The 14,659-nt window shown below is 68.6% G+C and carries 12 protein-coding genes; 11 read left to right on the top strand and 1 reads right to left on the bottom strand.

Features of this window, described 5'->3' with window-relative positions:
• Positions 1-396, top strand: a 396-nt coding sequence (locus tag BM396_RS31025) for an amino acid ABC transporter ATP-binding protein (protein WP_139239591.1), incomplete at its 5' end; no start/stop codon positions are given.
• A 597-nt stretch (positions 397-993) separates the two neighbouring features.
• Here the strand turns inward: BM396_RS31025 and BM396_RS31030 are convergent.
• On the bottom strand, positions 994-2,445 hold the full coding sequence (locus BM396_RS31030; RefSeq protein WP_043347199.1) for a carbohydrate porin: 1,452 nt from the start codon (positions 2,443-2,445) through the stop codon (positions 994-996).
• 685 nt (positions 2,446-3,130) lie between these two features.
• On the opposite strand from BM396_RS31030, the gene BM396_RS31035 reads away from it, so the two are divergent.
• The 10 genes from BM396_RS31035 to BM396_RS31080 form a co-directional block, all read left to right on the top strand.
• The gene (locus tag BM396_RS31035; protein WP_043387996.1) at positions 3,131-4,690 is read left to right on the top strand and encodes an ABC transporter substrate-binding protein; all 1,560 of its coding nucleotides are present in this window, start codon (positions 3,131-3,133) and stop codon (positions 4,688-4,690) included.
• A gap of 56 nt (positions 4,691-4,746) precedes the next feature.
• Positions 4,747-5,727, top strand: coding sequence for an ABC transporter permease (locus BM396_RS31040; protein WP_043387981.1), 981 nt, complete (start codon positions 4,747-4,749; stop codon positions 5,725-5,727).
• Positions 5,727-6,647 (top strand): ABC transporter permease, encoded by a 921-nt coding sequence (locus BM396_RS31045; RefSeq protein WP_043387983.1) that lies wholly within the window; start codon positions 5,727-5,729, stop codon positions 6,645-6,647. Before BM396_RS31040 ends, BM396_RS31045 begins: the two co-directional genes overlap by 1 nt.
• 5 nt (positions 6,648-6,652) lie before the next feature.
• Positions 6,653-8,497 (top strand): ABC transporter ATP-binding protein, encoded by a 1,845-nt coding sequence (locus BM396_RS31050; RefSeq protein WP_043387998.1) that lies wholly within the window; start codon positions 6,653-6,655, stop codon positions 8,495-8,497.
• Positions 8,498-8,602: 105 nt separating this feature from the next.
• Positions 8,603-9,361, top strand: a complete 759-nt coding sequence (locus tag BM396_RS31055; RefSeq protein ID WP_043387985.1) for a DeoR/GlpR family DNA-binding transcription regulator — start codon at positions 8,603-8,605, stop codon at positions 9,359-9,361.
• Positions 9,354-10,646: a Zn-dependent hydrolase gene (locus BM396_RS31060; RefSeq protein ID WP_043387987.1), complete on the top strand. Its 1,293-nt coding sequence runs from the start codon at positions 9,354-9,356 to the stop codon at positions 10,644-10,646. The genes BM396_RS31055 and BM396_RS31060 overlap by 8 nt, the downstream gene beginning before the upstream one ends.
• Positions 10,643-11,623 (top strand): phosphotransferase, encoded by a 981-nt coding sequence (locus tag BM396_RS31065; protein WP_043387989.1) that lies wholly within the window; start codon positions 10,643-10,645, stop codon positions 11,621-11,623. The genes BM396_RS31060 and BM396_RS31065 overlap by 4 nt, the downstream gene beginning before the upstream one ends.
• Positions 11,624-11,633: 10 nt before the next feature.
• Positions 11,634-12,569, top strand: coding sequence for a phosphotransferase (locus tag BM396_RS31070; RefSeq protein WP_043387991.1), 936 nt, complete (start codon positions 11,634-11,636; stop codon positions 12,567-12,569).
• Positions 12,570-12,571: 2 nt separating this feature from the next.
• Positions 12,572-13,360 (top strand): histidinol-phosphatase, encoded by a 789-nt coding sequence (hisN, locus tag BM396_RS31075; RefSeq protein ID WP_043387993.1) that lies wholly within the window; start codon positions 12,572-12,574, stop codon positions 13,358-13,360.
• 29 nt (positions 13,361-13,389) lie between these two features.
• Positions 13,390-14,659, top strand: a 1,270-nt coding sequence (locus tag BM396_RS31080) for an ethanolamine ammonia-lyase subunit EutB (RefSeq protein WP_091995292.1), incomplete at its 3' end; no start/stop codon positions are given.

The following is a 14,659-nucleotide window of genomic DNA, read 5'->3' on the forward strand; positions in this document are numbered from 1 at the left end:
CCCAAGCGAGAGGCCGAGGAGGAGGGCCGCGCGATCCTGGCCCGTGTCGGCCTCACCGAGAAGGCCGACGTCTACCCGCACACGCTGTCCGGCGGTCAAAAGCAGCGCGTCGCGATCAGTCGCGCGCTCGCCATGAGGCCCAAGGTCATCCTCTTCGATGAGCCCACCAGCGCCCTCGACCCCGAGATGGTCGGAGAGGTGCTGAGCGTCATCCGCGAGCTTGCGCGGGAGGGGCTGACCATGGTGATCGTAACCCATGAGATGAGCTTCGCGCGCGAAATCGCCGACACAATCGTCTTCATGGACGGGGGCCGCATCCGAGAGATTGCGGCGCCAACGGATTTCTTCACCAATCCTCAGTCCGACCGGGCCCGACGGTTCATCTTCCGACCTTGATGGACCCTATAATCTCTCGCAGTACGACGTCTTTCTGAGCAAACGCACCGATGTGAGTGTTTGCTGCGATGGGATGGCCGCATCCGCCAAAGGCAGATTCCGGCTTGCGCCTTGTTTCCGTTGAAGGTTCTCAGAAGACGATTTTGCTGGAGCGGGTGAGCAGACACGTTGCTGAAGAAGCCCGTGCAGAACAGGTGTTCTTTGTCGGGTGCCCAGATTGAACCGAGGTGCGCGCGAGGCCTCGCAGTCATCCAAGTATGAGGACGTTCTTGGATGAGAAGTCTCGACTGATCGTTGTGAAACATCTGACGAATCCGTGATCAAGCAGCACATCCTTGCCAACGCGCCGGCTCATCAGCCTCAGCGACGGGGCTAATTCCTCGATTCGATGCTGCTTGCCTCGACCAACTGCCCCTCCATCGTCCTTTCCCTGAAGCGGCCGCAGATGACGCTTCCGCCTGCGCTTGGCGCTGTGTGACGGCCGCCTTAGCAATGTTCGCCTGCGGCCGGAATCGGTGCGGCGCGGCAGGCAAGGCTGTCACGCCGTCTCCAAAGAGGGGCTGGCCGAGCCCGTCGCTTGGCCAGAATTGGCAAGCCTCAGCCTGGAGCCAAGCCGAGCAGCGTGCCGAGTGGGACCGACAGGGTGAAGCCGCCGTAGAAGCCGTCCTTGGGGCGGCGCGCCGTGTAGGGATTGAAATAGGAATTGCCGTTCACGAGGTACTGGACCACCGGCTCAAGGATCACGCCGCCCGGCATGGCGAAATGGGCATTGAGCTCGAATACGAACTTGTCTCGGGAGAAGGGAGCGCCCGACCCGCCCGAGATGAAATTCGCGTCGGCGAGGAAGCGCGTGTAGTTCTCGTTGAGGCGCTGCCAGTTGATCTTGATGCCGTAGGTGTCGAGGGGACGGCCCTGGTCCGGCGCCTGCAGGAGCAATCCGACGAAGCTGTTGAAGCGGATCGGGATCGTCGGATCGAAGGCATATCCGGTCCCGGTATAGACCGAGATCGCGGTCGGGTGGGGATTGACCTCGCGTCCGCCATCGGCCCGCCAGAGGGTCTGCGTACCGGTCAGCACAATACCTGACGTCCCGGATTTCTGGAGGACCGGTGTGCCGGGATTGAGGCCTTTGGACGTGCCGAAGACGGTCTTGAAGTTGTCGTCATGATCGGCCGAGTTGTAGAAACCGGTCAACGAGGCGCGTCCGGGATAGGCTTCCTGCGTGTAATCGGTCACGCGGCCGATCTCGAACATGGCGAGGGCGCCCGACAGGCGCTCATAGCCCCAATCGTAGCCCGAGAGCACGTTGGTTCCGGGATTCACGCTGAAGGCGCCGGCCTGGATGTACGTGGTCGGCGATGTCTTGTAGGCGAAGTTCGCCCCCCAGACCGAGTAGAGCGGCGAGGTCCAGCCTGCATTGAAATACAGGATGTCCTGGAAGCAGGAGTTGATCGAGTTGCAGGGCGGCAGGGCGTAATAGCGGCCCGGATGGGTGCGGCCGACCTCGATGACGAGGCGGTCGTCCAACAGCTTCTGCTGATAGGTCAGGAGCGACAGGCGGTTGTCGTTCGGATTGTAGGGCGGCTGATACCCGATCGTGGTATCGCCGATATCGCCGGCCATGTTGAGGTTGCGCACCAGGCCGAAGAGCGTCTCGGTGAAATTGATGCTGCCGCCCGCGATGCCGGCAAGCTTCTGCATGTCCGCCGTCATCGACAGGACGAAATAGGCGGAGTTCGATTGCTGCCCCGTGCGCAGACCCGCGGACGGGTTGGCTTGGTAGAAGTCGTACATGTTGATGTCGAAGGTGAAGCCGGCCGCCGCCATCTCGGTCGCCCAAGGCGCGAGCGGACCGACGCGGATTGGCGACGTCGCCTTTGCTGCGATATCCGGGTTCGTCCGCGCCTGCGTCTGGTCGCTCAATGTCTCCACCGGCGTCGCGGTCTGAGCCGCCGCCGGAAGTGCGGTCAGGCCCGATCCGAGCACGAGCAGGCCCAGGACCGCGCCGGTCCCGGATGGTGAGGCGAAGCGCGAAATGTCCCCGATCATCGTGATCTCCGTTCGGGGGTCCGGCCGGCGCATGCCCGGGCGCGGACCGGCCGCGGGGCGGCAGGCCGAGCGGCCGGGAGCCGTCGGGACCCATTCGGTGCCGGTGGTGTGACTGGTTCGGCGTTCTGCGCGCCTTCTCGATGACGGGCCGATCACGGTTCGGTCGTCAGCCGAATCCGGTCTCGCCGAAGGACACCGCTACTCTTGCGGGTCCGAGCTCATCGCTGCCTCAACGTGTCATGAGAGATTCTGCATCGTCAATGGGGCGTGCATGGTTTTTGTGTAGTCTGACCGAGTCGAGATTTTTCGGCCACAGTTGAGCGTGGGAGGGCGGCATCGACCCGTCATGGTGGAACTGCGATTTAATCCCGCTACTTTTGCTAAAGACGCCGGAAGACCGTCTACTTTGCGTTGTATCTTCGCGAGTTTGCGTCTCGGATCGGCTCGATACATGAAGTCGAGGGCGATTTTGCTCACCGCATGGGCATTTTTGGTGCCAAAGGACCGATAATCGGCAGCGTGTTTACTCTGTGAGCACGGCGCTCACACGTGACGCACCGTCGCGTCTACGCGCGGCGACGATCGCGCGTCCGCCGTACTCCGGCGATGCACGACACTGGCACGTGGCTTGCTGTGTGGTTTTTGACCGATGTGTGTTGTCGGTTTGAAGGTGGAGGGCGACGGGATGGATCGCAGGCGATTCCTTCAGCGGCTCGGTACGATCGCCGCGTGCGCGCAGATCAACCCCGACTTTCTGATCGCCTCGGCCTTCGCCCAGAGCGCGCGGCCTCTGGTCTTCCTGTCGGCGGAGAACATCACCGGGAACTGGGACCCGACGGCCCACACGACGCTCTCGCAGAAGAACATCGAGGGTTTCGTGATGGGATTCCTCACCCGCACACCGATGACGCTCGATGATCCGGGCAAGGTGGTCTACGAACTGGCGACCGACATCAAGCTTCTCGATCCGCACCGCCTGCAGATCACCCTGCGCGACGGGGTCACATTCCACGACGGGAAGCCCTTCAAGGCCGAGGACGTGAAGGCGACCTTCGAGTACGGCGCGCAGCCCGATCGACCGGCGCAATGGTATCCCGGATCGACCGACACGCTCACGATCACGACGCCCGACGACCGTACGGTGATCGTCGACACGACGAAGGGCGGCTACCCGGCGCACCTCTTCGTCTTCCTGGCCTCGTTCCTGCCGATCATGTCGGCGAAGGACGTGGCCGAGGGCCCCGGTGGCGTCCTCGCCAAGCGCCTCAACGGCACAGGCCCGTTCCGCTTCGTCGAGCAGCGCGGCAACACCACGGTGCTCAAGGCCCACGAGGGCTACTTCAAGGGGAAGCCGGCGATTCCCGGCATCGACTTCACCTTCACGGCGGATTCGACCACCCGGATGCTCTCCCTGATGAACGGGCAGGCCTCCATCGTCGAGCGCCTGGAGCCCGAGCAGGTCGAGACCGTCAAGGGCAACCCGAAGATCGCCGTCAGCCGGATCGTCTCGGTCGAGAACAAGTATCTGTGGTTCCGTTGCTCCAAGCCGCCGTTCAACGACGTCCGCCTGCGCCTCGCAGCCTGCCACGCGATCGACCGGAGCGTGATCCTCGATGTCCTCGGCTCCGCGGGCCACGCCTCGTCGAACTTCGTCTCGCCGGTGAAGTTCGGCTATGTCGACCTGAAGAACTATCCCGCCTACGACCCCGACAAGGCGCAGGCGCTGCTGGCGGAGGCCGGCTTCCCGAAAGGGAAGGGCTTGCCGCCGCTGGAATACATCACCTCGGTCGGTTTCTACCCGAAGACCAAGGAATACGGTGAGATCATCACCGCGATGCTGAACGAACAGGGCTTTCCGGTCACCCTCACCGTGCTGGAACCCGCGGCCTGGAACGAGCGCCTCTATCATCGCCCCGGCGGCGGGCCGGGCCACATGATCGATTGCGGCTGGTCGACCGGATCGCCCGAGCCCGACTTGGTGCTGCGCACGCATTTCCACGCGTCGTCGCACCGCATCACGGGTCTGGAGGATCCGGAGGTCGACGCGAGCCTCGACAAGGAGCGGAACGCGCCGACCCTGGAGGCACGCAAGACGATCCTGCAGACCGAGACCATGCCGCTCCTGGCCGCCAAGGCGCCGGCCCTCTCGCTTTTCACCTCGGCGATGATCCACGCGATGCAGGCCGACCTGAAGGGCCTCTTCATCTATCCCGACGGCTCGATCGACGCCGCGCGCACGGCCTGATCTGCATCCCATCCCCGCCGCCTCCGGCGGCGCGTCACCCGTAGCCCCATCGCCCGATGTTCGTGCTCAGCTTCCTCGCCCGGCGCCTCGCGCAGGGGGCGATCATCATCACCCTGGTCTCGCTCCTGATCTTCACGCTCCTGCGCGTCGTTCCGGGTGACCCGGTGCGCCTGATGGTCGGCGGGATGGCGCCGGATTCCCTCGTGGAGCAGATCGCCAACCGGATGGGCCTGCGCGATCCGATCCTGGTCCAGTTCGGCCGCTACGCCGGGCAGGTGGTGCGCGGCGACCTCGGCCACAGCTTCGTGCGGCCTGCCAACGGCGCGGCCACGGGCGGCGCGCATTTCGACGACGCGACCCGGGCCGAGCGCGCGCCTGTTGCCGCCCTCATCGGCGAGGCCCTGCCGATGACCCTGCAGCTCGCTGCCCTGGCCCTGGCTTTCGCCCTGGCCTTCTCGTCGCTCGTCGGCATCGCCGCGGGGCTGAGACCGGGCGGCCTCGCGGACAGGTTCGCGTTCGCGGTCTCGTCGATCTTCATCTCGCTGCCGAACTTCTGGCTCGCGATCGTGCTCGCGCTGCTGTTCTCGGTGAAGCTCGGCTGGCTCCCGGCGGTCGGCTACGGGGGCTTCTCCTACACGATCCTCCCGGCCATCGTGCTGGCGGTGGAACTGTCACCGGTGCTGATCCGCACCCTCTCGGGCGCCGTGGCCGCCCAGATGGGCGAGGCCTATGTCGCGGTCGGCCGCATCCGCGGTCTCACGGAGACGCGGATCGTCGGGGCGCATGTCCTGCGCAACGCCGCCGTACCGCTGCTCAATCTCCTCGGCGTCCAGTTCTCCAGCCTGCTCGGCGGCGTGATCATCGTCGAATACATCCTCGACTATCCCGGACTCGGCCTGCTCACCATCAACGCCGTGCTCCAGCGCGACTTCCCGCTGATCCAGGGCATCGCCATCGTCACCAGCGCGATCTTCGTCGTGATCAACATCCTCGTCGATCTGGCCGCCACGATCATCGATTCGAGGCTCGCCTACTGATGGGCGTCGAGTCGAGCCTCACCCTCGGGTCCGTCCCGGTCGATACAGGACGCTCCCGCTCGATCGGGCGCCGTATCCTCGGACGGGCGGCCCGGGCGACCGGGTTCCGCATCGGCCTCGGTCTGCTCGGTGTCCTGGTCCTGGCCACCGTCCTCTATCCCGAGCTCAGCGGCCTCGATCCCGGCAAGATGGATGTCCGCGCCCGCCTGCTGCCGCCGCTCTTCGCCGGTCCGCACTGGAGCTGGGTACATCCGCTCGGCACGGACCAGATCGGCCGCGACATGCTCGTCCGCTGCCTGATCGGCCTGCGCTACTCCTTCTTGATCGGCGTCGCCTCGACCGCGCTGACCCTCGTCATCGGCTGTGCGCTCGGGATGGTCGCGGGCTATTTCGGCGGCCGGACCGACGCGGTGCTCATGCGCATCACCGACGCGCAGCTCTCGATCCCCATGATCATCCTGGCGATCGCCGTGCTCGGCGTGTCCCGGCCGACGATCCCCGCCATCATCCTCGTGCTCGGGCTGTCGAACTGGCCTGTCTACGCCCGCGTGATGCGCTCCGTCGCGATGGCCGAGCGCGGTCGCGAGTACGTCCGGGCCGCGCAGGTCTCCGGCGCGAGTCATGCCCGGATCGTGCTGACGCTGCTGACGCCGCTCCTCGTGCCGCCGATCCTGTTCACGTCGGTGCTCGACATCGCCCGGATGATGATCTTCGAATCGACGCTGGGCTTCCTCGGTCTGGGCGTGCAGCCGCCGACGCCGACCTTCGGGAACATCATCGCGGACGGCCGGAAGTATCTGCTGAACGCGTGGTGGATCGCCACCATGCCGGGCGTGTTCCTCGGCCTGACCCTCATCGGCCTCAACCTGATCGGCGCGGCGTGCGAGCGCGCGCGCAACGCGATCCACGGAGGCGCCTGATGGACATGCCGCCGGTCCTGTCCGTCCGCGACCTGAGCGTCGACCTCGCCGGGCCCGTCGGCGGACGGCGGATTCTCGACGCCATCGCGTTCGACGTCGCGCCGCGGGAAATCTTCGGCGTCGTCGGCGCCACCGGCGCGGGGAAGACGGTCCTGGCAAAGGCCCTGGTCAACGGACTCGAGCCGCCGCTCACGGCGCGGGGGGCGGTGCGGTTCCGCGGGCAGGACATCCTCAATCTCGCCCCGCGCGCGATGCGGCCCCTGCGCCGGGAGATCGCCTATGTCGGCGCCAACCCGATGGGCGCTCTCGACCCCACGCTGCCCGTCGGCCACCAGATCGCCGAGAAGATGCGGGCCGTGAATCCCGCCGTCGCGGCGGCGGAGGCGCGCCGCCGGGTCGTCGCGCTGCTCGACGCGGTCCGGATACCCTCCGCCGCTCGGCGCTTCCACGATTACCCGTCGCAGTTCTCCGGCGGCATGATGCAGCGCGCGCTGCTGGTGGACGCGATGATCTCGGATCCGGCGCTCCTCGTCGCCGACAACGTCACCCAGCCCCTCGACGTGACCGTGGCCGCGCAGGTCATCCGCCTGATGCGCGAGCTCACGGAGCGCTTCCAGACGGCGATCCTGTTCGTCTCCTCGTCGCTTCCGGTTGCCCGGGAAGCGGCGTCGCGCACGCTCGTCATCGATTCCGGCCGCCTCGTCGAGGAGCAGCCGACCGAGGCCCTGATCGCGCGGCCGCGGCACGCCTACACCCGCGACCTGGTCGCGCAGATCCCGACCATCTGGACCCGCTCCCCCGCGTTGCCACGTACCGGCGAGCCTGCGTGCGACCGGTCCGAATCGAGCCCGGTCATCCGTCTGGAGGACGTGTCGCAGACCTACCGGGTGCGGGAGCGGGGGACCTTCGCGGGGACGAGCGCGCTCCGCGCCGTGCGCAACGTGACCTTCGACATCCACAAGGGCGACAGCTTCGCGGTGGTCGGTGAGAGCGGCTGCGGCAAGTCGACGTTGATGCGCCTGCTCAGCCGCCTGGAGCGCCCCAGCGGCGGCCGGATCCTGTGCGACGGGCAGGACATCGCGCCGCTCGCGGGACCGGCACTCCTCGGGTTCCGCCGCAAGCTCCAGCTCGTGCTGCAGGACCCGTTCAACTCGCTGCCACCCCGCACCGGCATCGGCGCGATGCTCGAGGCGCCCCTGCGCACCCACGGATGGCGGGATGCCGGCCGCATCCGCGAGCGCGTCCGCGCGGTCATGAACGATGTCGGCCTCAGCCCCGCGCTCTACGACGCGCTGCCCGTGGGCCTGTCCGCGGGCCAGCGCCAGCGCATCAACGTCGCCCGCGCGATGGTGCTCGAGCCCGAGATACTTCTGATGGACGAGACGCTCTCGTCGCTCGACCAGACCGAGCAGTTCCGGCTGCTCGCCCTGTTCGAGAAGCTCCAGCGGGCACACGGCCTCACCTACATCTTCATCAGCCACGACCTCGCGATGGTGCGCAAAGCCTGCAACCGCATCGCCGTCATGTACCTGGGGGAGGTCGTGGAACTCGCCGACAACGAGCGCCTGTTCTTCGATCCGGGCCACCCCTACACGAAGGCCCTGCTGTCGGCGATGCCGACCCTGGAGGAGCGCCGCTACCGCCCCGCGGAGTGCCTCCTCGACGGCGAGCCGCCGAGCCCGATCGACCTTCCGGCCGGCTGCGCCTTCCGCTCGCGCTGTCCCCGCGCCTTCGCGCCCTGCGCTGCCGAGGGGCCGCACCTCGTGACGCGCGGCGCGGGCGCGCTCGCCGCCTGCCACCGCGTCACGGCTCCCGGCGCACGGCCGGTCCACGCCGACGCTGCAGGTTAACAGATGACGCAGTCCGATGAATTGCGGCCCGTCGAGGACCATGCCAACCCGTTCCTAGGTTGCGTCCCGTCACGAGGGATTACAACCCTGGGGAGACGGACGCCGATGAGTATAACCGAGCCGCGCCTGCAACTGATCCTGACGGAGTTGCAGCGCGACGGTCGCGTATCGGTCAACGAGTTGGCGGGCCGCCTCGGAATCAGCACCGAGACGGTCCGGCGCGACCTGCGGGACCTTGAGATGCGCGGGCATGCCCGCCGGGTCTACGGCGGCGCCGTCATCGACCAGAAGAAGGACGATCAGCCCTTCGACGAGCGGGCGCGCGTCGGCATGCGCGAGAAGGCGCGCATCGCGACAGCCGCCCTGGCGCTGGTGGAGGACGGCATGACCGTCTTCATCGATACCGGCACCACGACCCTGGCCTTCGCCCGGCAGTTGGTCGGCCGGCGGATCACCATCCATACCAATTCCATCGGCATCGCCACCCTGTTCGCCGACGATCCGCAATCGCAAGTGACCGTGCTCGGCGGCGAGATGAAGCCGCATTACCGCGGGCTGTTCGGCCACCGCACCGTCGCGGCCGTGCGCGAGCACGTCTACGACCTCGCCGTCATGGGCATCGTGACCGTGCATCGCGAGCACGGCTTCATGGATCTCGGCCAGGAGGAGGCGGTCCTGCGCCGCGCCGCCGTCGAGCAGACCCGGCGCTCGGTGATCCTGGCCGACAGCTCGAAATTCGGGCGGCTCGGCACGATCCGGACCCTCGGTCTCGGCGACGTCGACACGCTCGTCACCAACGCGCCCCTGGCGAGCGATTTCGCCGACGCCTTCCGACACCTGAACGTGGATGTGCTCCATGCCTGAGACACCGTCGCCGTCCTCCGTGCGGATCGATGCCGCTCGCCTCCACGGGATGATGGACGCCGTATCGCGCTTCGGTGGCGGCGGCGACGGGTCGATGACGCGCCTCGCGCTCTCGGCCCAGGACGGCGCCGCCCGCGACTGGCTCGGCGGCTGGTTCCGGGAGAACGGGTTCACGCCGCAGGTCGACCGGATCGGCAACCAGTTCGGCCGCGTCGACCTCGCCGGGGGCAACGCGCCGACGATCATGGTCGGCTCCCACCTCGACAGCCAGCCCAATGGCGGCCGCTTCGACGGTGCTCTCGGCGTCGTCGCGGCCTGCGAGGCGATCCGTGCAGTGCGTGCGTCCCTCGCGGAGCGCGGGCTGAGGTCGGCCTGCAACTTCGTCGTCGCCAACTGGACCAACGAGGAGGGCGCCCGCTTCCAGCCGAGCCTCCTCGGCAGCAGCGTGTTCGCCGGCCAGGCCGAGCTGGCCTGGGCCCTGGAGCGGCGCGACGGCGCCGGGATCGCGGTCGACGAGGCCCTGGCGGCGATCGGCTATGCCGGGACCGACACGGTCCCGGTGCCGGACGCGTTCATCGAGCTCCACATCGAGGGCGGCCCTGTGCTGGAGCGCGAGGGGAAGCGGTTCGGCGCCTTCACCCGCTACTGGGGGGCCACCAAGTACCGCCTCGCCTTCCTCGGCCGGCAGGCCCATACCGGCCCGACCCCGATGGCCGAGCGCCGGGACGCCCTGCTGGCGGCCGCCTACCTGATCGCCGACCTGAAGGACATGGTGGCCGATTACGGGCTCGACCTGCACACCTCGGTCGGGCGGCTGGAGGTCTTCCCGAACTCGCCCAACACCGTCCCGAGCGAGGCGGTGCTGTTCATCGAGCTGCGCTCCGGCGCGCCGGCGATCCTGGAGGAGGCAGAAGCACGGCTCAGGACGTTCATCGCCGCGGCGGCGGCGCGGGCCGGCGTCGAATCGGAAGTCCGCGCCATCGATCTGCGGCCCGCGGGCGCCATGCATCCCGGCCTCGTCCGGCTCGCGGAGCGGGCCGGCGCCCGCAATGACGCGCCGCCCCGGCCCCTCGACACGATCGGCGGCCATGACGCGATCAGCCTGGCGGCGGTCTGCCCGGCGATCGTGCTGGCGGTGCCCTGCCGGGACGGGGTGATGCACCATCCGACCGAGTTCGCCGCCCCGGAGGATCAGGCCTTCGGCACCCAGGTCCTGGCCGACATGCTGATGCTGCTGGCCACGGAGGGTCTCGCGGCCCTCGGCACCGGGGGAGAGGTCCGGTGAAGGCGCCGGGCGCGCCCGACGGCGCTCACGAGCGGCTGGCCGAGGAAGCCCTCGCGGCGATCCCTCTCCTGGCGAACCGGCCGGTCCGCTACGGCGTGGCGTGCCCGGGCGCGGCGTCGCCGTCGTACCACGGCGTCGAGTCGGCCACCTTCCTGGTGGCGACGGCGCCGGATGCGGACCCGGACTACTTCCTCAAGATCACCGAGCCGGCCGCGGCCGCTCTCATCGACCCCGCCGCCGCGTTCGAGGCCGCGACGCGGATCGCCGCGCTGGGGCTCGGCCCCGAGCCGCTGCATCTGGCGCAGGCACAGGGGGCGATCCTGTTCCGCCGCCTCGGCCCCGAATGGCGCCCGGCCTCCCTCGACCGCCTGCGCCAGCCCGATGCCATGACGGCGGTGATCGGGGCCTTCGACCGCATCGGCGCCGGCGCACCGTTCGGCCGCCGGTGGAGCGTCTTCGACGGCATCCGGACCCTGCGCGCGGCCCTCGGCGCCGAGGGCGAGACCCTGCCGGCGGACCTGCCGCCGGATGCGTGGTTCCTCTTCGACTGGGGCGACGCCATCGAGGCGGCGCTCGCCGCCGCCGGGACCGGGTGCCGTCCGGCTCACGCCGACCCGCACGCCTCCAACCTGCTGTTCGCGCCGGACGGCGCGCTGCGCCTCGTCGACTTCGACATGGCCTGCGATACCGACCCGCATCATCAGCTCGGCGCCTTCCTCAACGAGGCCTGTCCGTTCGAGAGCGAGATGCGACTTGGCATCGAAATCGCTGAGGGGACCTGCCGGGCGGACGTGTTCAGCCGCTGCCGCGCCTACGCCGCCGCCGATGATCTGTACTGGGGTCTGCGGGCGCTCGCGATGGACCGTGTCTCGCCCCGGCGCAGCCTGGAGTTCCGGAAATATGCGAGCTGGCGACTTCTGCGCTGCCGCACGCGGGTCAGCCGCCCGGACTTCGAGGAAACCCTGAGGACGCTGTGAGGAGCGCGGCATGATCCCTTTCGGAGGCGGACGCACCGAGGCCGAGCGAGCCTTCGAGGCGACCCTTCACCGGGTTGCCCCGTGGCAGGGGCGGCCGATGCACTATCGGCCGGTCCTGGGCGGCATCAGCAACACGAACTGGCGCGTCGAGGTCGCGGGCGAGGCGCACCCCTATTTCGTGAAGATGCCCGGGCGGGGCACCGAGATGTTCATCGATCGGGCCGCCGCCCGCGCCGCGAGCCGGCAGGCGGAGGCGATCGGCCTCGGCCCGCGCACCTTCGACTATCTCGACGCGGAAGACGTGGAGATCGCGGAGTTCGTGGAGGGCCGCCGGCCCTCCACCAACCGCGACTTCGCCGACGCGGCCGTGCGCAGCGAGGCGATTGCCCTCTATCGTCGCTTCCACGACGCGCCTCTGCTGCCGCTCACCAAGACGGTGTTCGACATGATCGACGAGCACGACCGTCAGGCCGTCGACCTCGGCGCGCTGCTGCCGCCCGATCAGGCTTGGCTCACCCGTCAGACGCGCCTCGCACGGGCTGCCCTGGAGGCCTCCGGCATCGACCTCGTGCCCTGCTTCAACGATCCGATGCCCGGCAACTTCCTGATCGGCGAGGACGGTTCGATCCTGCTGATCGACTTCGAATACGCCTCCAACAATGATCGCCTCTATGATCTCGCGATCTGGAGCGGAGAAATGTTCTTCTCCGAGGACGTCGATCGCACGGTGATCGAGATGTATTTCGGTCGGTACAGCGACCAGCTCTTCGCTCGGCTGATGGTGCATAAAGCTCTGGCCGACGTGAAATGGTCGACCTGGGCGATGGTGCAGAACCGCATCTCGGACCTCGACTTCGATTTCTACAAGTACGGCATCTGGAAACACATGCGCGCCCGCTCGATCATGAACGACACGCGGTGGCCGGCTTTCCTGAAGGCGCTCTAACCATGCCGGAAGCGCTTCCCTCCGCAGGCGAGATTCTGGCCTTCGCGACCGGGCTCGCCGACGCGGCCCGCCCGGTGGCGATGCGCCACTTCCGCACGGAACTCGACATCGTCGCAAAGGCGGATGCGAGCCCCGTGACCCTGGCGGACCGGGCGATCGAGGCGCTCCTGCGCGAGCGCATCGCGGCGCGCTTCCCGGAGCACGGCATCGTCGGCGAGGAGATGGGTGTGACGCCGGGCCAGGGCCCGGTCTGGGTCATCGACCCGATCGACGGCACCAAGAGCTTCGTGACCGGACTGCCGCTGTTCGGAACCCTGATCGCCCTCCTCGACGGCGGCCGGCCGTTGGTCGGCGTCATCGACATGCCGGCCCTCGGCGAGCGCTGGGCGGGCATGCCGGGCGCGGCCACGTTCAACGGGGCGCCGACCCGGGCCAGCACCTGCCGGTCCCTCGCCGCGGCGCGGTTCTTCACGACCACGCCCGACGGCTTTTCCGGTTCGGACGCGGCGCGCTACCGGCGCCTCGTCGACCGCGTCGGCATCCGGCGGTTCTGCGGCGACTGCTACGCCTACGGTCTGCTGGCCTCCGGCCATTGCGATCTGGTCGCGGAGACCGGTCTCCAGCCCTACGATTACCTCGCCCTCGTCCCGGTGATCGAGGCGGCCGGCGGCGTGATCACCGACTGGGCGGGCTCCGCGCTGACCCTCGACTCGGACGGGCGGGTGCTCGCCGCCGCCACGCCCGACCTGCACGAGGCCGCCCTCGACATCCTGCAGGATCGGGTTCCCTGACGTCCGACAGCGCGCCGGGAGCGCCCGCCATGGCCTACGCGACGACGATCGAAGGCACACGTTTCACCTTCCCCGACCTGCGCCGCCTCCTCGCCAAGGCGACGCCGGAGCGGTCGGGCGACCAGCTCGCCGGCCTCTGCGCCGACGGGCCGGTCGAGCGCCTGGCCGCGCAGATCGCCCTCGCGGACCTGCCGCTGAAGACCTTCCTGGCCGAGGAGCTGATCCCCTCGGAGGAGGACGAGGTCTCCGACCTGATCGCCCGCCGGCACGACGCGGCGGCCTTCGCGCCGGTCTCGTCCCTCACGGTCGGCGCCTTCCGCGAGTGGCTGCTCTCCCCCGCCGCCGACGCGCGGGCGCTCGCCGCCCTCTCGCCCGGCCTCACCCCCGAGATGGTCGCGGCGGTCTCGAAGATCTGCCGGTTGCAGGACCTCGTCGCGGTGGCCGCCAAGCGGCCGGTGGTGACGCGCTTCCGCTCCACGATCGGCCTGCCCGGACGCCTCGCCACCCGCAACCAGCCGAACCATCCGACCGACTCGTCCGAGGGCATCCTGATCTCGGCCCTCGACGGCCTGCTGATGGGCTCGGGCGACGCGGTCATCGGGGTGAACCCGGCCACCGATTCCCTGCCGGACTACATTCGCATCGTCGAGCTTCTGGAGACCCTGCGGCTGCGCCTCGACGTGCCGACCCAGCATTGCTGCCTCGGCCACGTCACCGTGGCTATCGAGGCCATGGCGAAAGGCGCGCCCGTCGACCTCGTGTTCCAGTCGGTGGCCGGCTCGCAGAAGGCCAATGCCGGCTTCGGCGTCGACCTCGCCGTCCTGCGCGAGGCCTCGGAGGCGGCGCGGGCGCTGGGCCGCTGCCCGGCGGGCAGCCAGGTCATGTATTTCGAGACCGGCCAGGGCTCGGCCCTCTCGGCCGACGCCCATTGGGGCGTCGACCAGCAGACCATGGAGGCGCGCGCCTACGCGGTGGCGCGCGAGTTCGACCCGCTCCTCGTCAACACGGTCGTGGGCTTCATCGGCCCCGAATACCTGTACAACGGCAAGCAGATCATCCGGGCCGGGCTAGAGGACCACTTCTGCGGCAAGCTGCTCGGCCTGCCGATGGGCGTGGACGTCTGCTACACCAACCATGCCGATGCCGACGGCGAGGACATGGACGCGCTCCTGACCCTGCTCTGCGCGGCCGGCGTCAACTTCGTCATCACCGTGCCGGGGGCGGACGACGTGATGCTGAACTACCAGTCGCTGTCCCACCACGACGCGGTCTTCGCCCGCGAGACCCTGGGCCGTCCGC

Origin of the sequence: Methylobacterium sp. UNCCL125 (assembly GCF_900116795.1) — a bacterium.
Classification (GTDB): Bacteria; Pseudomonadota; Alphaproteobacteria; order Rhizobiales; family Beijerinckiaceae; genus Methylobacterium; species Methylobacterium fujisawaense.